Origin of the sequence: Herbaspirillum rhizosphaerae, assembly GCF_046025915.1 — a bacterium.
Lineage (GTDB): Bacteria > Pseudomonadota > Gammaproteobacteria > Burkholderiales > Burkholderiaceae_D > Herbaspirillum > Herbaspirillum rhizosphaerae_A.
The window spans coordinates 81,187-103,592 of the sequence record NZ_JAQQFR010000002.1 but is presented as its reverse complement, the minus strand read 5'-3'; the positions used below and the strand labels follow the sequence as shown (position 1 = coordinate 103,592).

Annotated in this window: 21 protein-coding genes; 10 read left to right on the top strand and 11 right to left on the bottom strand. The window is 57.1% G+C overall.

Annotated features, from left to right (window positions below; translation table 11 throughout):
- Position 1: 1 nt before the first annotated feature.
- On the bottom strand, positions 2 to 1,882 hold the full coding sequence (locus PQR63_RS03020; RefSeq protein ID WP_408165536.1) for an ATP-dependent nuclease: 1,881 nt from the start codon (positions 1,880 to 1,882) through the stop codon (positions 2 to 4).
- 642 nt (positions 1,883 to 2,524) lie between these two features.
- Positions 2,525 to 2,935 (bottom strand): hypothetical protein, encoded by a 411-nt coding sequence (locus PQR63_RS03015; RefSeq protein WP_408165535.1) that lies wholly within the window; start codon positions 2,933 to 2,935, stop codon positions 2,525 to 2,527.
- A 279-nt stretch (positions 2,936 to 3,214) separates the two neighbouring features.
- Here PQR63_RS03015 and PQR63_RS03010 point away from each other — a divergent pair, with 279 nt between their 5' ends.
- Entirely contained in the window at positions 3,215 to 3,646 is a 432-nt protein-coding gene (locus PQR63_RS03010) for a DUF1801 domain-containing protein (RefSeq protein ID WP_408165533.1), read from the top strand.
- A gap of 183 nt (positions 3,647 to 3,829) precedes the next feature.
- On the opposite strand, the gene PQR63_RS03005 is transcribed toward PQR63_RS03010, so the two are convergent.
- The 6 genes from PQR63_RS03005 to PQR63_RS02980 all read right to left on the bottom strand — a co-directional run bounded on the left by PQR63_RS03005 (position 3,830) and on the right by PQR63_RS02980 (position 9,420).
- Positions 3,830 to 4,540 (bottom strand): GGDEF domain-containing protein, encoded by a 711-nt coding sequence (locus PQR63_RS03005; RefSeq protein ID WP_408165531.1) that lies wholly within the window; start codon positions 4,538 to 4,540, stop codon positions 3,830 to 3,832.
- Positions 4,537 to 4,929, bottom strand: coding sequence for a DUF1987 domain-containing protein (locus PQR63_RS03000; RefSeq protein WP_408165529.1), 393 nt, complete (start codon positions 4,927 to 4,929; stop codon positions 4,537 to 4,539). Before PQR63_RS03000 ends, PQR63_RS03005 begins: the two co-directional genes overlap by 4 nt.
- An 85-nt stretch (positions 4,930 to 5,014) precedes the next feature.
- On the bottom strand, positions 5,015 to 5,575 hold the full coding sequence (locus tag PQR63_RS02995; protein ID WP_408165527.1) for a SiaB family protein kinase: 561 nt from the start codon (positions 5,573 to 5,575) through the stop codon (positions 5,015 to 5,017).
- A gap of 18 nt (positions 5,576 to 5,593) precedes the next feature.
- Positions 5,594 to 6,805, bottom strand: coding sequence for a SpoIIE family protein phosphatase (locus PQR63_RS02990; protein ID WP_408165525.1), 1,212 nt, complete (start codon positions 6,803 to 6,805; stop codon positions 5,594 to 5,596).
- Between the two features lie 191 nt (positions 6,806 to 6,996).
- Positions 6,997 to 8,061, bottom strand: coding sequence for an aldose epimerase family protein (locus tag PQR63_RS02985; RefSeq protein ID WP_408165523.1), 1,065 nt, complete (start codon positions 8,059 to 8,061; stop codon positions 6,997 to 6,999).
- A 105-nt stretch (positions 8,062 to 8,166) separates the two neighbouring features.
- Positions 8,167 to 9,420: a XylR family transcriptional regulator gene (locus tag PQR63_RS02980; protein WP_094564687.1), complete on the bottom strand. Its 1,254-nt coding sequence runs from the start codon at positions 9,418 to 9,420 to the stop codon at positions 8,167 to 8,169.
- A 586-nt stretch (positions 9,421 to 10,006) separates the two neighbouring features.
- On the opposite strand from PQR63_RS02980, the gene xylF reads away from it, so the two are divergent.
- The 7 genes from xylF (at position 10,007) to PQR63_RS02945 (ending at position 18,622) form a co-directional block, all read left to right on the top strand.
- A complete protein-coding gene (gene xylF / locus PQR63_RS02975) occupies positions 10,007 to 10,987 on the top strand; it encodes a D-xylose ABC transporter substrate-binding protein (protein WP_408166126.1) in 981 nt (326 codons plus the stop codon).
- A gap of 141 nt (positions 10,988 to 11,128) precedes the next feature.
- A complete protein-coding gene (gene xylG / locus PQR63_RS02970; protein ID WP_408165522.1) occupies positions 11,129 to 12,682 on the top strand; it encodes a D-xylose ABC transporter ATP-binding protein in 1,554 nt (517 codons plus the stop codon).
- 25 nt (positions 12,683 to 12,707) lie between these two features.
- Complete coding sequence (locus tag PQR63_RS02965) at positions 12,708 to 13,874, top strand: sugar ABC transporter permease (protein WP_408165520.1); 1,167 nt, start codon at positions 12,708 to 12,710, stop codon at positions 13,872 to 13,874.
- Between the two features lie 71 nt (positions 13,875 to 13,945).
- Positions 13,946 to 15,157: a fumarylacetoacetate hydrolase family protein gene (locus PQR63_RS02960; protein ID WP_408165518.1), complete on the top strand. Its 1,212-nt coding sequence runs from the start codon at positions 13,946 to 13,948 to the stop codon at positions 15,155 to 15,157.
- Positions 15,154 to 15,963, top strand: coding sequence for a D-xylose 1-dehydrogenase (gene xylB / locus PQR63_RS02955; protein WP_408165516.1), 810 nt, complete (start codon positions 15,154 to 15,156; stop codon positions 15,961 to 15,963). The genes PQR63_RS02960 and xylB overlap by 4 nt, the downstream gene beginning before the upstream one ends.
- Entirely contained in the window at positions 15,960 to 16,844 is an 885-nt protein-coding gene (locus PQR63_RS02950; protein ID WP_408165515.1) for an SMP-30/gluconolactonase/LRE family protein, read from the top strand. The genes xylB and PQR63_RS02950 overlap by 4 nt, the downstream gene beginning before the upstream one ends.
- Entirely contained in the window at positions 16,841 to 18,622 is a 1,782-nt protein-coding gene (locus PQR63_RS02945; protein ID WP_408165513.1) for an IlvD/Edd family dehydratase, read from the top strand. The genes PQR63_RS02950 and PQR63_RS02945 overlap by 4 nt, the downstream gene beginning before the upstream one ends.
- A 67-nt stretch (positions 18,623 to 18,689) precedes the next feature.
- Here PQR63_RS02945 and PQR63_RS02940 read toward each other — a convergent pair whose 3' ends face one another.
- Positions 18,690 to 20,015, bottom strand: coding sequence for an NAD(P)/FAD-dependent oxidoreductase (locus PQR63_RS02940; RefSeq protein WP_408166124.1), 1,326 nt, complete (start codon positions 20,013 to 20,015; stop codon positions 18,690 to 18,692).
- On the opposite strand from PQR63_RS02940, the gene PQR63_RS02935 reads away from it, so the two are divergent.
- Together PQR63_RS02935 and PQR63_RS02930 are read left to right on the top strand one after the other, a co-directional pair.
- A complete protein-coding gene (locus PQR63_RS02935) occupies positions 19,948 to 20,112 on the top strand; it encodes a hypothetical protein (protein ID WP_408166147.1) in 165 nt (54 codons plus the stop codon). The two genes, PQR63_RS02940 and PQR63_RS02935, sit on opposite strands and share 68 nt — an antisense overlap.
- A gap of 1,010 nt (positions 20,113 to 21,122) precedes the next feature.
- The gene (locus PQR63_RS02930; protein WP_094564694.1) at positions 21,123 to 21,311 is read left to right on the top strand and encodes a hypothetical protein; all 189 of its coding nucleotides are present in this window, start codon (positions 21,123 to 21,125) and stop codon (positions 21,309 to 21,311) included.
- A 63-nt stretch (positions 21,312 to 21,374) separates the two neighbouring features.
- Here the strand turns inward: PQR63_RS02930 and PQR63_RS02925 are convergent, their stop codons facing one another.
- On the bottom strand, positions 21,375 to 21,779 hold the full coding sequence (locus PQR63_RS02925; RefSeq protein WP_408165511.1) for a response regulator: 405 nt from the start codon (positions 21,777 to 21,779) through the stop codon (positions 21,375 to 21,377).
- Positions 21,780 to 22,091: 312 nt separating this feature from the next.
- Complete coding sequence (locus tag PQR63_RS02920) at positions 22,092 to 22,313, bottom strand: hypothetical protein (protein WP_050476718.1); 222 nt, start codon at positions 22,311 to 22,313, stop codon at positions 22,092 to 22,094.
- Positions 22,314 to 22,406: the final 93 nt, after the last annotated feature.

Genomic DNA, 22,406 nt, shown 5'->3' with positions numbered 1-22,406 from the left:
TTTACTTTCCTTCCGCTTTCGCCAAAATTTTTGTGAGCATTTCTGGCACGACTCCTTGAGTCTTCAACGTGGCCATCCGATACGCAAGTTGATTCTTGGAGAGACTAATTCCAGCAGCAGCTTCAACGTCGTTGCAGGCGCTGATCCATTCAGCCCAATTGGTAGCCAAGAACGCTTCAAGTTGATCGTCAAAAATCGCAACCTCGTCAGCAACAATGGCAGAAGGAAAGTCTTCTTCATTTCGACCGAAGTACTTTAATATCTTGCGATTCGCGGCTACATGCCCCTTTCGCTCCTCATCAATCTTGTCTTGCGACTTCCCGTTAGCCTTTGCTCTCGCTTCAAAGTCGCTATCCGCATCAAAGAGCGCGTAAGCCGGAATGCCAATCAAGGTTAAGATCGCGTGCGCAAGAGGAATCGATGTTTTCCCGCCTACAGGGACAATAGAAATTCCAGCGGCCTCAAGGGCTCCGAGAGATGCCTTATCGCCAATACCATAAAACACTGACGATTCCGTGGTGCCTTCCACGACAAAAGCTCGATTGGCAAAGAGCGCCACAGCAAGCTGATTCGTCACGACGTTATCAAGCTGACGATCAACTACATCGGCACTCATAACACCGTTCAACTTGTTTTTCACGTCGATGATCGTAGTGAAGTGAACAGTAACCACCGGAGTTTCGTCAGACGATCTTGTAAGCCTGCGGACCTGATCGAAATGCCTAGCCTCAAGAAAGAAGGGGCTGTGCGTAGCATAAGTCACTTGGATACGCTTGCTCTCGTCTTCAGCAAGCGATCTCAGCACCTTAGCAAAGGTTTGTGCCTGAATTGGGTGCTGAAACAGCTCCGGCTCTTCAATTGCCAAGCAAATGACACCTGCTGCTGACGCAGCACCTGATTGCGCCAAAAGCTGAAGTGCTGAAATTAGAAGCGTGCGCTGAAAACCGTGTCCCTGCCGCTCTACAGACGTCTCAGTTATACCATCGCGCACAGCCACCTCAAAAGTTGTACGAGGAGCCTTCAGTTCTACGTCCGCAGGCACAACCGAGACTGCTCGTCCAGGCGAGTAGGAAGTGAGAACTTCGTTGAGTTGTGCGGTCATGGTCTCGAGTTGCGTCTTAAATTTTTCCTCGTAAACTTTTTGCTGCTTCGTGCGGGACTCTTCGACAATCTTCGCGATCTCTTCGTCAGCAGCTGTACGATCTATTGAGCGCTCAAGAATTCGACCAATTATGCTCGACTTGCCATCAGTCGACTCCTCGCTTGCACGAAGATCCGCAGTGATCAACACAAAATCGAAGAGACCGCTCATTTTTCCACCGCTATTGAAACCAAAGAAATTGGTCTGCAGCGCCTCAGGAGCATCAACAAGGTGTTCGGTATTGGAGGACTCCCAAGCTGTCATCGCCTGCTCAACGGCTGTACCTGTAGTGGCGGATGGTAGCCCCAGATCCGAACGGATTCTACGGAGTTCCGCGTACAGCTCTTTCTTTGCTGTTACACCGGCCGCTGCTTTGATTACATTGAATTCAGGAAAACCCTTTGCGTTTGCAGACAGCACCTCCGTGCCGTCAGGCGATTGTCGCTTCCAAGCAGTGAACGTGGTAACCCCCTCTGGCGTGTACTTACCAAGCGCTTCGCGATCTTTCTCGGTGAGATCACAGAACGTGACCTGAACTTCAATATTCTCCCCATTAGCTCCGAAGGAACAGTCTCTTTCCGTTAGTGAGCTGGGCTTTCCGTTGAAATACCAGTCAAGCGCACGAAGCACTGTTGACTTACCAGCTCCATTTGGCCCGATGAAAGTCGTGACGGAATCGAATGGAATCGTTATATCTTTTAGCGTACGAAAGTTTTTTATACGAATGGATTGGATTTTCATTGTGGGTTCCAGATTATCGTGCGAGCTCACTCACGTATTGGCATTACTTCGTACCCGGCTTACCAGTATCTGGATTGACATTTCCTTTTGTCGACCAATTGTTCGTCTTCGTCTGATCTTTGGTAGATCGGTTATGACTATCAACGTGCTTACCCGTATGCGTGGAGTAGCTGCTGACATGTGTTTTCGATGTGCTGGAGCCGGTGCCTGTTGCAGCTCTATACGAATGACCAGAGCTCGAATGCCCACTGCCACCTTTTGCGTAAGCGGATGTCCCCATCGCAAGCAATATTGCGATGACACCTATCTTGATGCATTGATTCATATGCCCCTCCCCTTGATTTATCGTTATTTAGTACTTATCGATCGGCCACTTCTTGAAAGCAAATACCCAGATCACAATCCAGTTGACGACAGGAATAATTAAAAGAATTGCCCAGAGAGGACTATGGCCGGTGCGGGAAAGTATCTTCCCGAAAGGGACAAAAACCGTCAGGACAAGGATCAATAGAACAAGCCAGTGCCAGATGCTAAAAGAACCCATTTTTCACCTTTATTTTTTGATTTTTTCATTCGACTATACGAGCGGCGTGTGAGACCAACGTCCAGATTCAGGACGTAGACAGGTGTCATGCTTGGCAGTTAGACCTCAGCGAGAATAGCCACGCGCTTATCGTTGTACTCTTGCTCCGTAATCAAATTCGACTCTTTGAGCTTGGCGAGCTTTTTAAGACGCTCTTCAATCGAATCAGAAACGACCTCCGCGAACGAAGACTTAAAAGTGGCAGCACCGGCGCAAGCGGCATTGATGTCATTCATCAATGCAACCTCGTCGAACATCGTGACTCCTTTTTTATTTCTCGTTAGATTGGAGTAATGACGGCCTTTAGCCAGAGTGGCTTGCCTGAGTTCGGGATTTGCTGGATGTTGCTTCAGCTCCTCAAGGCTGTTGATGTAGCTGACTTTTGCGGCTTCTAGTTCTCGTTGTTTTTTTATTGCATTCCAAATCACTGCGGCAATGCCAAGAACAACCACTATCCAAAAGACTTCCATGCTTCCCCCGGTTATTGTTTGTTATTCGTTTGTTTTCGAGTAATTGATAGTCAAGCTTGCAGATTACTTGGATATCAAACTGGTACGCAATAGGATGACGATACTTTATTCCGCATATATTCGAATTTAAAGAACGTACATCTGAGTATGTTTTAATTTGCGAAATAAAATTGCCACGGTGCATCATAGAAAGCTGTGACTCTATGATTTATATCCAACGTGCACGCAGAGACATGCCAATTTTCGAATTTGATTTTGGGAAAATTTTAGGAGGAGACAATGAAGAAACAAGAGACGACCGCAACCCAATCCGCATCAGACCTCATCACCCAAAAAATCTCCAGCCTCGCAGACTGGCGTAGCGTAACCCTCGCCAGAATGCGCGAGCTGATCCTGCAAGAAGATCCGGAAGTCATCGAAGAAATGAAATGGGGCGATGTGCCCGTGTGGTCGCACGATGGCATCATCTGCACCGGCGAGTCTTATAAAAAGGTGGTCAAGCTGACCTTTGCCAAGGGGGCATCGCTGCAGGATCCGGCGTCACTGTTCAACTCAAGCCTTGATGGCAAGGTGCGGCGCGCGATTGATATTCATGAAGGGGTGGAGATTGATGCGGCGGCGTTCAGGGCCTTGATTCGTGAGGCGATCACCTTGAATAGTGCCGGCAAGTTGGCTGCAAAATCGAAGTCGGTGAAGAAGGCGAAGGTTTAGATTTACTGCAGATATGGCAGTCGTCGATGCTGCCGACGATGATACAACTATTCAGTCAGAGGCGGTCTTTGAGAGAGGGACATCCAAGGCGCTTTCGCTTCAGAACAACTCCACTCCTCCGCCTCCACGCATTCATCCCCGCTCTCTGCATTCAGTACTGACAAGCAAGACTTGCAACAAGGTTTAAGCGTCCCGTTCTACGCGATTGCGGCCGCCGTGTTTGGCTTTGTACAAGGCGGCATCGGCACGTGCGTAAGCGTCTTCAAAATCTGCGCCGACGTCGCTCCAGGAGATGCCGAAGCTGGATGTCACCGGACGTGACGGCAGGCAGGGAAAGGCTTCTTGCACGATGGCGAGGCGGATTTCTTCTGCGATGACTACCGCTGCGTCGAGCGACACGCCGGGCAGCAGGATGGTGAATTCTTCGCCGCCGACACGGCCGACTTCACCTTCGCCGTTGAGGGTGTGACGCAGGCGGTTGACCAGTTCGCGGATGACGGCGTCGCCGGTTGGGTGGCCGAATTCGTCGTTGATGCGTTTGAAGAAATCGATGTCGAGGACGACGAGGGATAGCGAGGTTGTCTTGAGGAAGTGATGCGCGCGCTCGAAGATGGCGCCGCGGTTGAGCGCGCCGGTGAGGTTGTCGTGCCGGGCTTTGTAGTCCAGCTCGTCGGTGAGTTGTTGCAGTTTGGAGTTGAGCTGATTGAGTTCGCGCTCGGTGCGGTCGCTGCGGGCGATCAGGCGGCGGCTTTCGCGCATGAGGCGGCCGTAGCTTTTTACCAGTTCTTCCAGGGCTTGCCGATATTGCTCGGGCTCGTCAGCGCCGCTGGCCACGACTTGCGTGGCGCGGGTGAGAACTGCGGTCTCGGCTTCAAAGAGGTCAACGTCGCTCATTCGCTTTTTACTGCCTGATCGTGGAAAACAAGATTGGGAAAGTCTTCACTCAGCTCTTGCCCGAACTCGAAGATGGTGTCGTCTTCTTCGTCGTGGTACCAGTTGAGGATGACTTCGGTGCCGGACTTGGCTTTTTCGTTCAGCGTGCCGAACAGCGAGAACAGCATCTTGGTGCTGGAGCTGTTGAAGTAGGCCAGCGCGACGTTGACCGTGATGCTTGTGCCGTCAGTTTCCTGCTCCAGAAACTGGCGCAGCACGGCGATGATGTCGCCCCAGAACTGCGCGGCGTTTTCTGGATAGGACTCCCCTTTCAGCGAGAGCTTGCGCTCGTCGAAGCGAAAATCGACTTCAGGGGAACTGGCACTGGCCGCGATAAATAAGTTATCCATATTTACATTCTTTATTCAAACAAACCACGAGGAACATCTCTTCCGCCATCACGCTGCCACATTCGACAACGCACGGCATGGCGGGTCAGATCGTCGCTCTTAAATAAAACATTGAGGTGCCGTCGGCTGCCGGCGGCGAGAATTCAAACTCCAGCGGCTCGCTGGCGTCGCGCGCCATCGTCAGGAAACCGAGGCCTGCGCCTTTGCTGTCGGGCGGCGTCTCGGAGCGCAGCATCTCCTTATACTCCAATTTGATTTCGTCGATGGTGAGCGAGCGCAGATGCTCCAGCTTCTCGCGCAGCTTTTCGGCGACGACGGCATTGACCGGATTGGAGCAATGCAGGTAGTAGCGCTCGTTGGTCAGCGAGATGAAGACTGCGCCGTGACGCATGCCTGCTTCTGCGATGCCGTCCTTGTCATACGAATCGGCCGAGTAATGCACGATGTTTTGTGTCATCTCGATAAAGGACGAAAACAACTTGCGGCGTGTGACGGCGACCGCGCCGGTGTGCTCCGCGCGCAGTTTGACGGCATCGGCCATGGCGGCAATGATCGTTTGCGAAAAATACCCGACGTAATAAAAGATGACGTCGCGCCGCTCGACGCATCGGTGAAAATCATCCCACTGCTGTTGAATCCCGTTCATAGCTGTCTGCACTCAAATCTACTTGCTGTTAATCGATCCGCGCAGGCGGAAACTGAAAAAGGTCAGGTCGTCGCGGCGACGTTGCTGGCCCTGGTAGTTCTTTTGTTCTTCCATGATCTTCTTGCCGAATTCGGCCATGGGCAGATCACGGTTGGCGAGCATGGCGTTGCGCAGCCGTTGCTTGCCGAAGGCGATGTTCTTGGGGCCGCCGATCTGGTCGATGATGCCGTCGGTGGCGGTCATGACGACCGCGCCTTCACTCAGTTGCACGCTACGGTTGCTCCACTTCATGTCGTCGGGCGTGTCGATATAGCCGAGGCCGGTGCGCGCACCGTCGAAGGTCTGCACTTCTTCTGCGCCGGGCAGGAGCACCAGCAAGGGCATCTTGGCGCTGGCGTAGGTCAGGCTGTCGGTGGCGGCTTCAAACCAGAAGAAGCAGGCGTCCATGCCGTCGTCGGATTCGGAACGCTGCTCTGCCGTGGCGTGCTGGCCGAGGACGGTCTTCATGCTGCGATTGACCTCGCCCATGACGCGTGCGGGATCGTGCGGGCCGTGCTGTTCCAACGCTTGCTTGAGCGATGAGGACGCGATTAGCGTGAGGAAGGCGCCGGGTACGCCGTGCCCGGTGCAATCGGCCACGGCGGCAAACCAGCCGTCGGCATAGCGCTCGAAATGATAGAAGTCGCCGCCGACGACGTCGCGCGGCTCCCAGATCAGGCAGGCGTCGGCCAGCGCTTGCGACATCGCCGTGCGCGAGGCGCTCAGCATGGCGCGCTGGATGACGCTGGCGTAGTCGATGCTTTGCATGACCTGGCGATTTTTTTCTGCTTGCAGTGCGACCATCATGCGCATCAGATCCAGGCCGGAACCGAGGCCGGTGAACTTGCCCTGGTTGACGATCATGAAGCCGTCTGCCAGCGTCTTGTCGCCGGATTCCACCGCCAGCGCACCGAGCGTCTCGATGGAGGTGTCGACTTCGACGATGAGCGGGTCTTTGTCCATGAAGGCGATACAGCTCTTCTTTTCGTAGAGCTCGCGATGGTAAGGCTTGGACATCTGCGACATGAAGATATTGCGGCTGATGAGTCCGATCGGGTGGCCGTTCTCCAGCACCGGCAGGCTGATCAGCTCGCGATGGCGTCCGAATACCTCCAGCACCTTGGCGTTGTTCTCTTCGAAGGTGACTGCGGGTACGCTCACCGCCAGCGCGCTGGCTGTCGGTTGTTGCATATGACGCCCTGCCATCGGCGCAAGGCTAAAATCGGTGTCCACGTGATCCCTGTCCCTGTTAACTGCAAAACGGCAAATTGTTGTTTAACCAGCAATTTTAGTTAACTAGTGTGACAGCGATATGACGCTCTTAACATCCAGGCGGGACGGGCGATACAGGCGGCCTGCGGCCTGATTCCCTTCAAAACAGACTACTTCCTCACGCTCAGCCGGTATGCCGTAGTCTGGCGGTAGACCTGGCCCGGCCGCAGGATGACGGCTTCGCGCTCGGGCGTGTTGACCTGATCCGGATAGGCTTGCGCTTCCAGACAAAAGCCATCGTGGATGGCATAGGCTTGCGTCGCGCGCCCCTGCACGCCTTTGAGAAAATTGCCGCTGTAGAACTGCAGGCCGTTCTCGGTGGTCGAGACGGTCAGCTCACGCCCTGAACCCGGATCGTAGACCGTCGCCACGTCGCGCAGCGGCTGGGCCTTGCGTCCCGGCTCATCAACATCATCGTTGGCCCGGCGCAGGCAATAGCAGTGGTCGAAGCCACCGGCCACGCTGAGCTGTTCGTCGGGCCATGCCAGACGCGGGCCGATGGGCGCAGGCTGGCGGAAGTCGAAGGCGCTGCCGGCGACATTGGCGACTTTTTCAGGAATCAGTCTGCGGTCAACTTGCAGGTACGCGTCGGCATCGATGGAGAGGATGTGGTCGCAGATGTCGCCGGTACCGCCGTTGAGGTTGAAGTAGCCGTGCGAGGTCAAGTTAATCGGCGTGGGTGCATCGGTCGTTGCGGTGTAGTCGATGCGCAGCTGGCCGTCGTCATCCAGCCGGTACAGCACCGAGGCCAGCACGTTGCCGGGAAACCCCGCCGCGCCGTCCGGCGACGCCAGCGTCATCCTCAGCCCTTCCGGATCGGCCTGCACCTGCCATGGCATCAGGTGAAATCCCCCCTTCCCGCCGTGCAGATGATTGTCGCCTTCGTTGCGGTCGATCTGATAATCGACGCCGTCCAGGGTGAACCGGCCATTGGCAATGCGATTGCCCCAGCGTCCGATCACTCCGCCGAAGAAGGCAGGATTGGCGAGGTAAGCATCGCAGTCTGGATAACCGAGCAGGACGTCGGCTTCGCGGCCGTAGCGATCAGGTGCCCACCATGAAATCAGCGTGGCGCCGCGGTCGCTGATGACGACGCGCATGTCGTGGGCATTGCGCAAGGTATAGAGGGTGATGCCATGGTCGGCGGGAGCGCTGGTGATTGTGAAATGTGTCATCGTCTGAAAAATTGGCGATGGATTGAATGCGTCAATCCATTCGTTTGATTGCTTATGCGTTCGTCTATGCGTTTGTCTACGTGTTCCTAAGTGCTCGTACTTTGCTTACACGTTGTGTTCTCTCAATATCGATGCAGCAGCGGGAGATTTCTTCCTTGGGAGTGCAACCGGTGGCGGCGCATCGGCGGCCATCTGCTCCTGATATTCCCGTGGCGTGCATCCGAGTTCGCGCTTGAACACGGCGTGCATGTATTGCACTGAGGTGAAGCCGCAACTGACGGCGATGTCGGCAACGTTGCTGTCGGCCTGTTGCAGCAAGCGCTTGGCGGCATCCAGTTTGAAACGCAGGATCTCGTCATGCACGCTGCGACCCAGTTCGCGGCGGAAGTACCACTCCAGCGAAGAGCGCGAGATGCCGACATAGTCGGCCACCTGTTCGGTCTTGATGCCCTGGCAGGCGTACTGGCGAATGAAATGCATGGCCTGCATCACGTGGGGATGATTGCGTGCCTCGTGCCGGCTCGACGCCAGCACGTTGATGCCGGCCGGCGGCACCAGGATGCGCGTGTCGGCAAAGCGTGCGCCGTGCAGCATCTGGTGCAGCAGGTGCGCTGCCGTGCGCCCCATCTCGACCGTTCCCTGAATCACCGAACTCAATGGCACCCGCGTCAGGATGCGCGCCAGCGGATCGTTGTCGATACCGATCAGCGCAACTTGCTCGGGCACCGCAATGCCTGCGCACAGGCAAGCCTGCAACAACTGGCGGGCGCGCGCATCAGTCACGGCAATGATGCCGATCGGCTTGGGCAGGCTGCGCACCCAGGCGATCTGCTGCTCGACGGCGGTATCCCAGGATGGCGCGCTGGTGCCGACGCCGCGATAGATGTGTCCCTGAATACCGTCGCGCTGCATCAGCGCTTCGAAGGCTTTTTCGCGCTCTTGCGCCCAGCGATTGACGTCGGCCTTGGGCAGGCTGAAGCAGGCAAAATTTTGCAGCCCGGCTTCGATCAGATGATCGTAGGCGAGTTTCACCAGTTTGAAATTGTCGGTCGCAACGTAGGGAATAGCTTGCGGGTAGTCGGCAGCGTCGGCATAGGAGCCGCCAACGGCCACCACCGGCAGGTGCACTCCCGCGAGGGCTTCGCACGTGGCGGGGTCATCGAAGTCGGCGATGATGCCGTGACCTTGCCAGCGCTCGATGCCTTGCAGGCGGCAGCGAAAGTCTTCCTCCAGGTACAAGTCCCACGAGGCGCGCGTGCTGGTGAGGTATTCGCCGATGCCGGCGATGATGTCGCGATCGAATATCTTGTTACCGTTGAACAGTAGCGCGATGCGATGCACGGTCGGTACTCTTGTCACTTCATAGTCTCCTGATGCCCCAACTGCCTTGCCTCACCGACCAACAGGACGGTGACGGCTTCCTCCAACGATCAGCATTTTTTGATTGACGTTTTGATTAACAAAATGCCATCTATTTTTTATGACTTGCTTTGGGTTGCTGTTCTTATTCAGCGCCATCAATTGTAACGACGCGTCAGGCCGGCGTCAGTCCAAATACCGCTTTGTGCAACTGCAATAGAAAGAATCGCTATCCCGGTTGGTGAATTTCGTAATTGTAGACGCCTGTCGCTGGTTGCTAGTATGGCCCCACATCAAAACCAGCAGGGATCTTCTGCAAGGAAATGATGGCAGAGCAGCAAATGAAAGCAAATGAGCAGCAGATGAGCGGAGCGCCTTCCCACCTGAGTTTGCAGGGCGGGACAGCGAACCGCTTCATCCTCCCGGCAGGGCGGCGAACCACAAATCAAACCACGAAAAGTCGCCGGTAAAAAAATGGAACGCAAGTTTGACGCCGACCATGCACGGGAGCATTCCCCTTAAAAATCATAATGAAACTGGAGACCAGGCAATGAACGCAATCCTGAAAAAAAGTGTTTTGGCATTGATGGCGGTGACCACGATCTCGCTGGTCAGCACAAGCGCCATGGCGGATGCCAAAAATCCGAAAATCGGTTTTTCCATCGATGACCTGCGCGTTGAGCGCTGGGCGCGCGATCGCGATTTCTTTACCGCCGCCGCAGAAAAGCTGGGCGCCAAGGTCTTCGTCCAGTCGGCTGACGCCAGCGAATCACGCCAGATTTCGCAGATCGAAAACCTGATCTCGCGCGGCGTTGACGTGATCGTGATCGTGCCCTTCAACGCGACCGTGCTGACCAACACCATCAAGGAAGCCAAGAAGGCCGGTATCAAGGTGCTGTCGTATGACCGCCTGATCCTCAACGCGGACGTCGATGCCTACATCTCCTTCGACAATGAAAAGGTCGGTGAAATGCAAGCCGAAGGCGTGGTCAAGGCGCAATCGAAGGGCAACTTCTATCTGCTGGGCGGCTCGCCGACCGACAACAACGCCAAGATGCTGCGCGAAGGTCAGATGAAGGTGCTCAAGCCTTACATCGACAAGGGCGACATCAAGATCGTCGGCCAACAATGGGTGAAGGATTGGAATCCGACGGAAGCCTTGTCCATCGTTGAAAACGCGCTGACCGCCAATAACAACAAGATCGATGCCATTGTTGCCTCCAACGACGGCACGGCAGGTGGCGCCATCCAGGCGCTGGCGGCGCAAAAACTGGCCGGCAAGGTGCCGGTCTCGGGACAAGATGCCGACCTGGCCGCGGTCAAACGCGTGGTCGCAGGTACCCAGACCATGACGGTGTACAAACCCCTCAAGCTGATCGCCACGGAAGCCGCCAATCTGTCGGTGCATCTGGCCCGCAACGAGAAGCCGGCTTACAACTCGCAATACGACAACGGCCTCAAGAAAGTCGATACGGTGCTGCTCAAGCCGATTCCTCTGACCAAGGCCAACGTCAATGTGCTGGTGGATGACGGCTTCTACACACAAGCGCAAATCAGCGGCAAATAACAAAAACAAGAAGCAATCCGGGCAGGCCGCAAGCCTGTCCGGCATTGCCGTTTTTTTTGCCTGATTGCAGTTAGCGGTTACGCGTGAATTGTGGCGACCCGGCCACGGCTATTGCGCAGTTTTTACTCCACGAGAGCATGCATGTCTGAGTACTTGTTAGAAATGAAGGACATCGTCAAGAAGTTTGGCGGCGTCCGCGCGCTGGATGGCATCGACATCAAGATCAAGGCCGGTGAATGCGTCGGCCTGTGCGGCGAGAATGGCGCCGGCAAATCGACACTGATGAAAATCCTCTCCGGCGTCTATCCGCACGGCACCTGGGATGGCGAGATCCTGTGGGACGGCAAGCCGCTGGTGGCGCACTCGGTGCGCGACACGGAAGCGGCCGGCATCGTCATCATCCATCAGGAACTGATGCTGGTGCCCGAGCTGTCGGTGGCGGAAAATATTTTCATGGGCCATGAGCTGACACTGCCCGGCGGCCGCATGAATTATCCGGCCATGTATCACCGCGCCGAAGAACTCATGCGCGAGCTGAACATGCCCGACATCAACGTCGCCCTGCCGGTCATGCAATACGGCGGCGGCCATCAGCAACTGGTGGAAATCGCCAAGGCGCTCAACAAGAAGGCGCGCTTGCTGATCCTCGATGAGCCTTCGTCGTCGCTGACCTCATCGGAAATTGCGGTCCTGCTCAAGATCATCAAAGACCTCAAGGCCAAGGGCGTGGCCTGCGTTTATATCTCGCACAAGCTCGATGAAGTGGCCGAGGTGTGCGACACCATCTCCGTGATCCGTGATGGCAAGCACATCGCCACCACGCCGATGCAAGCGCTGGATGTAGACCAGATCATCATGCAGATGGTCGGCCGTGAAATCACCACCATGTATCCGACGCGCGACCACGAGATCGGTGAAGTGATTTTTGAAGCGCGCCATGTCACCTGCTTCGACGTCGACAATCCCAAACGCAAGCGCGTCGACGATGTGTCCTTTTCGGTGCGTCGCGGTGAAATTCTCGGTATCGCCGGACTGGTCGGCGCAGGCCGTACAGAACTGGTGTCGGCCTTGTTCGGCGCCTATCCCGGACGCCATGAAGGCGAAGTGTTCATGCATGGCGCCAAGGTCGATACCGCGACGCCGCTCAAGTCGATTCGCCTGGGCCTGTGCATGGTGCCGGAAGATCGCAAGCAGCACGGTATCGTGCCGGACCTCAGCGTCGGCCAGAACATCACGCTGACGGTGCTCAAGGACTTTTCTCGCCACACCCGCATCGATGCCGAATCCGAACTGAAGACGGTGCAGGACGAGATCGGACGCATGCAGCTGAAGACCTCCAGCCCTTTCCTGCCGATCACGGGACTGTCGGGCGGCAATCAGCAAAAGGCCGTGCTGGCCAAGATGCTGCTGGCGCGGCCGAAGGTGCTGATCCTCGACGAGCCGACACGCGGTGTCGACGTCGGCGCCAAGGCGGAGATCTACCGGCTCATTTCAGAACTGGCCAGACAAGGCGTGGCCGTGATCATGGTGTCGTCCGAACTGGCGGAAGTGCTGGGCGTGTCCGATCGCGTACTGGTCATCGGCGAAGGCAAGCTGCGCGGTGATTTCGTCAATCAGGATCTGACGCAGGAGATGGTGCTGGCGGCGGCCATCAACCAATCGCCGCAGCACCGCACATTGCAAGCCACAGCATAAGTAAAACAACCTGGAATCAATCCGTATGAACTCGATTAACTCACTTAGCTCGATCAGCTCGACCAACATCAAGCAGCTTTTCAGCCGCTACAAAATCATGGCGCTGCTCATCGCCATCGCCATCATCTGGGCCTTCTTCAGCTGGAAGACCGAAGGCGGATTCGTGACGCCGCGCAACCTCTCTAATCTGCTGCGCCAGATGTCGGTGACCGGCATTCTCGCCTGCGGCATGGTGCTGGTGATCATCGCCGGTGAGATTGATCTCTCGGTCGGGTCCCTGCTGGGCCTGCTTGGCGGCATCGCGGCGATCATGGATGTCACCTATCATCTTCCGCTGCCGATCAATCTGGCGCTGGTCTTGCTGTGCGGCCTCGCGCTGGGCTTGTTCAACGGCTACCTGACGGCGTACATGCGCATCCCCTCTTTCATCGTTGGTCTCGGCGGCATGCTGGCGTTTCGCGGTGTACTGCTGGGTGTCACGGGCGGTCTGACGATTGCGCCGGTGTCCAGCGAGCTGGTCTATCTGGGACAAGGCTATCTGCCACAACAACTGGGCGTGGCGCTGGTGATCGTGCTGTTCGTCCTGGCGCTGGTGTTGACCTGGCGTCAGCGCGTCAACCGAGTGCGTCACTCACTGCCGGTGCATGCGCTGTGGCGCGACGCGGTGAAGGTGCTGATCATCGGCGGCGTGCTGCTGGCTTTTGTGCGCACGCTCAACAGCTATGACGGCATCCCGGTGCCGGTCTTGCTGCTGCTGGCCTTGCTCGGTCTGTTCAGCTACATCACGACGCAGACGGTGTTCGGCCGCCGTATCTATTCGGTCGGCAGCAATATGGAAGCGACGCGGCTATCGGGCGTCAACGTGCAGTCGGTGAAGCTGTGGGTGTTCGGGATCATGGGCGTGATGTGCGCGCTCGCCGGTCTGATCAATACGGCGCGTCTGGCGGCGGGTTCGCCATCGTCGGGCAGCATGGGTGAGCTGGACGCCATTGCGGCCTGCTTCATCGGCGGCACCTCCATGCGCGGCGGATCGGGAACCATCTACGGCGCACTGATCGGCGCACTGGTGATGGCGAGTCTGGACAACGGCATGTCGATGCTCGATGTCGGCACCTACTGGCAGATGATCGTCAAGGGCAGCATTCTGATGCTGGCAGTGTGGGTGGACGTCAGCACCCGTTCAGGACGCTAAGCGCACTCAGCGTAAAGACCGCGCTGAAATCAATACGACTATTTACACAGGGAAGTGCTATGCAATCTACGATGCCATCTATTCAGGCACAAGCGGTTTTACCGGCGGATTTGTCCGATGCCTTGCTGGTCGGACGCGTCTGGCGAAACAGCAAAATCAATGGCCCCTGCGTCGTCGTGGTTCGCCGTGGCGAGGTGTTCGACATCACTGCCACCGCACCGACCTCAGCAGACTTGCTGGACGCCGATGACCTGTTGGCGCTGGCGCGCCACGCACCGGGCGAGTCACTGGGCAGCGTAGCGGATCTGGTTCGCGATGCGCTTGATCCATTTTCAGACAAACGCTTGCCACGATTGCTGGCGCCTTGCGACGTGCAACCGATCAAGGCCTGCGGCGTGACCTTTGCGGTCAGCATGCTGGAGCGCGTGATCGAAGAAAAAGCCGCAGGCGATGCCAGCCGCGCGGAGTCGCTGCGCAAGGAGCTGCAAGCGAGTATCGGCTCCGACCTGTCGGCGATCCGGCCGGGTTCGGAAGCGGCGATGAAGCTGAAGCAGGAATTGCTCAAGCGCGACGCCTGGTCGCAATACATGGAAGTCGGCATCGGCGCCGATGCGGAGGTGTTCTCCAAATCGCAGGCCATGTCGGCGGTCGGACTGGGTGCCGAAGTCGGCCTGCATCCCGAATCGCAATGGAACAATCCCGAGCCGGAAATCGTACTGGCCGTGAACAGCCGCGGAGAAGCGGTCGGCGCCACATTGGGCAACGACGTCAACCTGCGCGACATCGAAGGCCGCAGCGCCCTGCTGCTGGGCAAGGCCAAGGACAACAACGGTTCGTGCGCCATCGGCCCTTTCATCCGCTTGTTCGATGAGCGCTTCACCATCGATACCGTGCGTCAGGCGGAAGTCACCTTGCTGATCGAAGGCGAGGATGATGGATTCCGTCTGAACGGCGCCAGCTTCATGCGCGAGATCAGCCGCGATCCGCTCGATCTGGTGGCGCAGACCTGCGGCACACATCATCAGTATCCGGACGGCTTCCTGCTGTTTCTCGGCACCATGTTCTCGCCGATCAAGGATCGCGACGCAGCCGGTTCCGGCTTTACCCATCATCTGGGCGACCGCGTCACTATCGCCAGTCCGGCGCTGGGTGCACTGGTCAATCGCGTGCAGCGCTGCGACGCCATCGCACCGTGGACCTTCGGCATTCGCGCCCTCTATCACCATCTTGCCGGGCGTGGCCTGGCGGGAACCTCACCCTCTTCCAGGAGTGCTTCAGAATGACCGTATCAGTTCAAACCGTGCCGGCCCCATCCACTCCCGTGGAACACGCCATTTATCGTAGTCTGGCCGGCAAGCGCGTCGTCATCACCGGCGGCGGCACCGGCATCGGTGCAGCGCTGGTGGAGGCCTTTGCCGGACAAGGGGCGCAGGTATTCTTCCTCGATATCGCGCTGGAAGAATCGCGTGCGCTGGAAGAATCGCTGAAACATTCTGCGCTGCCGCCGACCTTCCTGCATTGCGACCTGCTCGATCTGGATGCGCTGGCGGCGACCTTCATCGGCATCGAAAAAATGGCCGGCACCGTCGATATCCTGATCAACAACGCCGCCAACGATGACCGCCACAAGATCGCTGATGTCAGCCCGGCATATTGGGATCAGCGCATGGCGGTCAACCTGCGCCATCAGTTCTTTTGTGCGCAGGCGGTGACGCCCGGCATGCGCGAGCAAGGCCGTGGCGTGATTCTCAACTTCGGTTCGATTTCCTGGCATCTGGCTTTGCCGAGCCTGACGCTGTACATGACGGCCAAGGCGGCGATCGAAGGCCTCACGCGTGGTCTGGCGCGCGACCTCGGCCCGCATGGCATCCGGGTCAACTGCATCATCCCCGGCGCAGTGCGCACACCGCGCCAGATGCGTCTGTGGCACAGCCCGGAAGAGGAAGCCAAGATCCTCGCAGCGCAATGTCTGTACGAACGCGTGGAGCCACATGACGTCGCCGCGCTGGCGTTGTTTCTGGCGTCCGACAGCGCGGCCAAATGTTCCGGCCGCGATTACTTCGTCGACGCCGGCTGGTACGGCGCATGACTGCCTCGGTGCCCGGTTGTGTCTGGCCGGTCGGCGCCGAACTGGGCGAGGGCCCGATCTGGCACGCGCAGGACAAAGCGGTCTATTTCGTCGATATCAAGGGCAAGGCGATCCATCGCTGCGCCGCCGATGGTAGTGAGCGTCAAAGCTGGCCGACACCGCATGCGCCGGGATTCATTGCGCCCTGTGACGACGGCAGTTTTATCTGCGGACTGCAGGGCGGTCTCTACCGGTTCAACCGGGACAGCAAGGACTTCTCGCTGATTCAGCCGGTTGAGCAACACTTGCCCGGCAACCGCGTCAACGATGGCTTTGTCGACGGCCAGGGGCGGCTCTGGTTCGGCACGATGGACAATGAAGAGAGCCGCCCGAGCGGCGTGCTGTATCGATGGGAGCGGTCACGCGGGATGCAGGCGCAGGATCGCGGCTACGTCATCACCAACGGTCCGGCCATGAGTCCGGACGGCAAAACGCTCTATCACACGGACACATTGCAGCGAACGGTATATGCTTTCGATGTCGACGCTGCAGGAACACTATCACGCAAGCGTCCGTTCGTACAAATCGAAGGCACCGGTTATCCCGATGGTATGGCTGTCGATGCTGAGGGTTTTCTGTGGGTCGCCTTGTTCGGCGGATGGCGCATAGAGCGCTTTTCGCCATCGGGCGAGCTGGCGGGAGTCATTCCCTTCCCTTGCGCCAATGTGACCAAGCTGGTCTTCGGCGGAAACGATTTGCGGACGGTTCATGTCACAACAGCATGGAAAGGTCTGTCGTCTGAAGAGCGGGCAAGGCAACCGCTCGCAGGCGGACTGTTTTCCTTCATCGCCGACACGCCGGGCCTGGCTCAACATCACCTATCAACTGAGGTAAAGAAGTGAAGAATCAACAGACACCCCGCCGGTTCCGCTCCCAGGACTGGTTCGACAATCCCGATCATATCGACATGACCGCGCTGTATCTCGAGCGCTTCATGAACTACGGCATCACCGCCGAAGAATTGCGTTCCGGCCGCCCGATCATCGGTATCGCGCAGAGCGGCAGCGACATCAGCCCATGCAATCGCATCCACCTCGAACTGGCGCGCCGCGTGCGCGACGGCATTCGCGATGCGGGTGGGATTCCGATGGAGTTTCCGCTGCATCCGATTTTTGAAAACTGCCGCCGTCCGACCGCGGCGATTGACCGCAATCTGTCTTACCTCGGCCTGGTGGAAATCCTGCACGGCTATCCGATCGATGCCGTGGTGCTGACCACCGGCTGCGACAAGACCACGCCCGCGCAGATCATGGCGGCGTCCACGGTGGACATCCCCGCCATCGTCTTGTCAGGCGGGCCGATGCTTGACGGCTGGATGGACGGCGAACTGGTCGGCTCCGGCGCGGCGATCTGGAAGGGCCGCCGCCAGTTGTCGGCGGGCGTGATCGACAACGACAAATTTCTGGAAATCGCGGCAGCGTCAGCGCCCTCTTCCGGTCACTGCAATACGATGGGCACCGCGTCGACCATGAACGCCATGGCGGAAGCACTGGGCATGTCACTCACGGGTTGCTCGGCTATTCCGGCGCCGTATCGTGAACGCGGCCAGATGGCTTATGAGACCGGCCGCCGCATCGTCGCCATGGCGCATGAAGATCTGCGTCCGTCCGCGATCCTCACGCGCGAAGCCTTCCTCGATGCGATCGTGGTCAACGCAGCTATCGGCGGCTCGACCAACGCCCAGCCGCACATCATGGCGATGGCGCGCCATGCGGGTGTCGAACTGAAGTCGGAAGACTGGATGGAATACGGCTATGACGTACCACTGCTGCTCAACATGCAGCCGGCAGGCAAATATCTGGGTGAACGCTTCCACCGCGCCGGCGGCGTGCCGGCCATCATGTGGGAGCTGCAACAGGCGGGCAAACTGCGCTCCGATCGTCTTACCGCTACCGGCAAGACGATGGTGCAAAACCTGGAAGGCCGCGAGAGCCACGACCGTGAAGTTGTCTTCCGCTTTGACGCGCCGCTGCGCGAGCGTGCGGGCTTCCTGGTGTTGAAGGGGAATCTGTTCGACTTCGCGATCATGAAGACCAGCGTCATTTCGGAGACCTTCCGCGAGCGCTATCTGAACACACCGGGCAGTGAAGGCATCTTCGAATGCAAGGCGGCGGTGTTTGATGGCTCTGACGACTACCATGCGCGTATCAATGATCCTGCGCTGGGCATCGATGAAAACACGATCCTGGTGATTCGCGGTGCAGGCCCGGTCGGCTGGCCGGGATCCGCCGAGGTGGTGAATATGCAACCGCCTGATGCGCTGTTGCGCCGTGGTATCACCACGCTGCCGACACTGGGCGACGGTCGCCAGTCAGGCACCTCGGACAGCCCGTCCATCCTCAACGCGTCGCCGGAAAGCGCCGTGGGTGGTGGTCTGGCTTACCTGCGCGATGGCGACAAGGTACGCATCGATCTCAATACCGGCCGTTGCGACATGCTGATCAGCGACGAAGAGCTGGCCAAGCGCAAGGCGGAAGGTATTCCGGAAGTGCCGCCGAGCCAGACCCCATGGCAAGAGATTTATCGCAGCACTGTCGGCCAATTGGAAACCGGCGCTTGTATGGAATTGGCAGTCAAGTATCAAGGCGTGGCGAAGGTCTTGCCGCGTCATAACCACTAAGAAGCCGCTGCCGGTCCGGATGATGATCACCGGGCCGGCATGTTCTCTGCCTTAGATTGACTTCAAATCAGAATCGCTGTGCGCTGAACGGCGCCAGATCGATTTCCGGTTTCTGCCCAGCCAATAACTGAGCAACCAGACGCCCGGTTCTCGCCGATGTGCCGAGTCCGATATGGCCATGCCCGAAGGCATGGATCACATCTGCGCTGCGTGTTGACGGGCCGATGCAGGGCAAGCCGTCCGGCATGCTGGGACGCCGTCCCAGCCAGTAGCGCACGCGGCTGGCCGGCAGATCGCGTGGTAGTGCAGGGAAAAGTTGCAGCGCGAGGTCGCGCATGATTTCTGCACGACGCCAGTCCGGCTCAGCCTCGAAGGAGGCAATCTCAACCTGCCCCGCCACGCGCAAGCCAAGCTCGGTCTGCGTGGCGATGACCTTGCGATCCATGATCATCATTGGTGTGCGTGGATGGCCTTCCGGATGTTCCACCATGGCGTGATAACCGCGCTCGGTTTCCAGCGGCACGTTGTCGCCCGCTTGTGCCGCCAGCATCTTTGCTTGCGCGCCGGCGGCGATGACGGCGGCATCGCAGACGATCTCGCCCTCTTCGGTTTGCACCGCAGCCAGACGATCACCGGCAAAACGGAATCCGGTGGCCTTGACGGCGCGCAGACTTGCGCCGCGATCGCAGGCGTGCTGAATCAGTCCTGCGATATAGGCACCCGGGTTGCGGCAATGACCGGCTTCATTGATGAACACGCCGAATCCATAACCGGGATCCAGATCAGGCTCTCGCTGATGCAATTCTTCAGCTTCAATCTCTTGCCATCCAATGCCCAATTCACGACGGATACGCCAGCCTCTGGCGTCGCCTTCAAAATGCTGCCGCGAACGATAGACGTGCAGCAGACCGCTGAGCTCAATCAGTTGACCGACACCCGCCTTCTCGGCGATCTGTTGATGCAAAGGGGCGGCACCGGCAAGCAGGGTTCGCAATGCTTTAGCCGTCTCGGTGATCCGCGCCTCGGTCGAGCCGGCAATCAGATAGCGCAGCAGCCACGGCAAGGTGCGCGGCAGGTAGCGCCAGCGAATCGACAATGGCCCCAAGGGGTCGAGCAGAAAACCCGGCACCTTCTTCCAGACGCCCGGCTCGGATGGCGGGAGAATGGAGTGCGACGATAGCCAGCCTGCATTGCCATAGCTGGAGGCATGTTCGCCGCCAGGCGTACCCGGATCGACGATAGTGACCTGCATACCCTGATCAATCGCGTGCAGTGCGCTCATTGCGCCGATAGCGCCAGCGCCGATGATGACCACTTGACGTGATATGGAAGATGGCGACGATGGCGATGACGAAGCTGAACTAGCGGAAGAAGATGACGAGGGGGAAGACATGGAGGACATAAAATTCGGTGGTTTTCCTGAGCTGCCGGGAGATGTAGGCGTGTTGCATGCAGGCATACATCTTACCGCGATACCCGGCAACCAGTGAGATCCGTGGGAATCGATGTAGATATGCTGATCCCTGAGCAGATCCGTTAGGGATTGCTGCAGCTCGGTGGACGCATCCTCTCCGAATGCAGGCGCGCAAATATCTGCTGTACGCGCAGCGCGCGAACAAACCCCGGGCGAGGAAAAAACTCAGCTATTGAAAGGATAGATAGGCTCTGTTGCGGCAAGCAGCAACAACATTCCGGTCACCATGACCAGACTGATGCCTGTAGCGACGATGTATGCGATTTTCTGAAAATACTTCATGATTCCCCTGCCTAAAAAATGACGCCTGAATTTGGCACTGACGCTTGGCGTTGTGCCCTGCCGCTCCGGATCCCACGAACGTCTATCTGGGCAAATCCTGGTTTGCCACAACCCACAGAATTGCAGCCAGTAGTCCTGCCGCCAATACGGCCAGCACATGCAAGAGCCAATCGAAAGTCATCATGCTCTTCCTCGCGTCTGATCAGCACGGCCTCATCGCATCGACAGACGCGATCACCCATGCATGGATGCCAGTATAAAAAGAGGCACCTCAGAAGTTCGTCAACGCGGCGTAAAACCTCGCAAATTTGTGCAAAGAGTCGCGCGCCGCACGTGCTACCGGGGCATGCTTTCACAGGTTGAACTGGAGTGGGTTCCGGGGTGATTTTTGTTGTGACTCAGTGGCGATTCAGCGCCAACGCAGTGGCAACTCAATGGCAACTGATGCGCGGATCACGTGCTGAAAGATGTGTCTGTGCAGATGAAAACTTTGCACTTCTGCTTTTGATGCGGGGTCGGCATGATCATGAGGGGCAGTTCACGCGTGCGTGGTGCGTGATATCAGCACGTGATTGCAATGACAATGAAATGTGCAGGTTCGACTGTATAACTGCACATTTTTTGCCGAAGCTATTAGTGACACGACAATGAAATAGAAATATTTCACCTAAGTTGCACATGTGAGAACGCGCCCGACACCTGCTTCGTGCTACGATTTTGCTCTATTCAAGGGAGATTTACAGAATGCCTGACGGTCACGATTGCGTTGAACTACCGACCATCATCAACAATGTTGAGTATTTGCTTCAGAGCCGCACGGTCGCGACAGCAGATGGTGCACGACACAGTGAATATCGCGTGCTGCTGGATGGCGTGGTTGTCAAATCATGGACGCCTGGCGACATCCGCGCTTACTTCGCCATCCCCGGCTAACACCTGCTTTTTGCAGGCTGCCGGTCTCGGGTTAAGCGATCACGATAAGACTTAGCTTGGCTATCAGCCAGCCGCCATACTTGCGCGTCTTGCCAAAATCTTCTCGATTTTTTCTTTCAATGTAGCTGCGTTGAACGGCTTGACGATATAGCCGTCTGCGCCGGCTTGCGCTGCTTCAACGATATTTTCCTTCTTCGCTTCCGCGGTGATCATCAGCACCGGCAAATGCGCCAGCGAGGGCGTTGCGCGAATCTTCTTGAGCAAGGCCAGACCGTCCATCACGGGCATGTTCCAGTCGGTCAGAACGAACGTGATCGCAGCCGCACCGCCCTCCAGTATCTTCATGGCCGCGGAGCCGTCTTCAGCTTCAGCCATCTTGGTGAAGTCAAGCTCTTTGAGCAAACCGGTAACGATGCGCCTCATCGTGGAAAAATCGTCCACTACCAGGAAATATTGATCATCTGCCATTTTGGGTAATTGGTATCTTGCAAGGTTGAAAGTGAGAGCGAATACTTAATTTTTCGAATATTTTCGATTTATTGCCAGTGTAAAACATTTCCGATCATTTCCATACTTTGCGGCATGCAAACAAAAATTCAATTATGAATATTTAAAAGAAATGCCGTCAAATACCGGAAAAATCACGCTAATAAATATAAAGACATCGCAAGGCCATCTGATGTTCAATAAATTGCATTCCCGGTCGCCATCGTATTTCTACGCGGAAACAAGAAAATCGTCCTGGATACCAGGACAAATGAAGAGTGGATCGTAGGGGAGTTATTTCTTCAGAAGCTCGATCGCGTCTTCGGCAACACTGCGCAAATTGGTGATCGTTGCGTTCAGATCGGCCAGCTCCCGCGCGGTCGGAGGCTCGTCCATGCCCCCCTTTACCAAAGACGCCTTGATAATCGTTGCCGCCATATGCCAGGCCGCACGATTATGCGCATTGATCAATTCTCTGCGGATCCGCTCCAATTCCGCTTTCTTTATTTTGTCCATCGCTATCTTTTTAGCTCGTCGGTTGTTCGAATCTGGCTGCTACCCCTACATCCAAAATATTTCCAAGGGGAAATATAACATGCAGGACCAAGG

What these genes read in the sequence shown, in the direction of transcription:
- PQR63_RS02995 (WP_408165527.1), bottom strand. Translation starts at nt 5,575, where the DNA reads ATGAACGGGATTCAACAGCAGTGGGATGATTTTCACCGATGCGTCGAG.
- PQR63_RS03015 (WP_408165535.1), bottom strand. Translation starts at nt 2,935, where the DNA reads ATGGAAGTCTTTTGGATAGTGGTTGTTCTTGGCATTGCCGCAGTGATT.
- PQR63_RS03020 (WP_408165536.1), bottom strand. Translation starts at nt 1,882, where the DNA reads ATGAAAATCCAATCCATTCGTATAAAAAACTTTCGTACGCTAAAAGAT.
- PQR63_RS02960 (WP_408165518.1), top strand. Translation starts at nt 13,946, where the DNA reads ATGCCATCTATTCAGGCACAAGCGGTTTTACCGGCGGATTTGTCCGAT.
- PQR63_RS02990 (WP_408165525.1), bottom strand. Translation starts at nt 6,805, where the DNA reads ATGCAACAACCGACAGCCAGCGCGCTGGCGGTGAGCGTACCCGCAGTC.
- PQR63_RS03005 (WP_408165531.1), bottom strand. Translation starts at nt 4,540, where the DNA reads ATGAGCGACGTTGACCTCTTTGAAGCCGAGACCGCAGTTCTCACCCGC.
- PQR63_RS02935 (WP_408166147.1), top strand. Translation starts at nt 19,948, where the DNA reads ATGGAAGATGGCGACGATGGCGATGACGAAGCTGAACTAGCGGAAGAA.
- PQR63_RS03000 (WP_408165529.1), bottom strand. Translation starts at nt 4,929, where the DNA reads ATGGATAACTTATTTATCGCGGCCAGTGCCAGTTCCCCTGAAGTCGAT.
- PQR63_RS02965 (WP_408165520.1), top strand. Translation starts at nt 12,708, where the DNA reads ATGAACTCGATTAACTCACTTAGCTCGATCAGCTCGACCAACATCAAG.
- xylF (WP_408166126.1), top strand. Translation starts at nt 10,007, where the DNA reads ATGGCGGTGACCACGATCTCGCTGGTCAGCACAAGCGCCATGGCGGAT.
- PQR63_RS02950 (WP_408165515.1), top strand. Translation starts at nt 15,960, where the DNA reads ATGACTGCCTCGGTGCCCGGTTGTGTCTGGCCGGTCGGCGCCGAACTG.
- PQR63_RS02925 (WP_408165511.1), bottom strand. Translation starts at nt 21,779, where the DNA reads ATGGCAGATGATCAATATTTCCTGGTAGTGGACGATTTTTCCACGATG.
- xylB (WP_408165516.1), top strand. Translation starts at nt 15,154, where the DNA reads ATGACCGTATCAGTTCAAACCGTGCCGGCCCCATCCACTCCCGTGGAA.
- PQR63_RS03010 (WP_408165533.1), top strand. Translation starts at nt 3,215, where the DNA reads ATGAAGAAACAAGAGACGACCGCAACCCAATCCGCATCAGACCTCATC.
- PQR63_RS02930 (WP_094564694.1), top strand. Translation starts at nt 21,123, where the DNA reads ATGCCTGACGGTCACGATTGCGTTGAACTACCGACCATCATCAACAAT.
- PQR63_RS02985 (WP_408165523.1), bottom strand. Translation starts at nt 8,061, where the DNA reads ATGACACATTTCACAATCACCAGCGCTCCCGCCGACCATGGCATCACC.
- PQR63_RS02940 (WP_408166124.1), bottom strand. Translation starts at nt 20,015, where the DNA reads ATGTCTTCCCCCTCGTCATCTTCTTCCGCTAGTTCAGCTTCGTCATCG.
- xylG (WP_408165522.1), top strand. Translation starts at nt 11,129, where the DNA reads ATGTCTGAGTACTTGTTAGAAATGAAGGACATCGTCAAGAAGTTTGGC.
- PQR63_RS02920 (WP_050476718.1), bottom strand. Translation starts at nt 22,313, where the DNA reads ATGGACAAAATAAAGAAAGCGGAATTGGAGCGGATCCGCAGAGAATTG.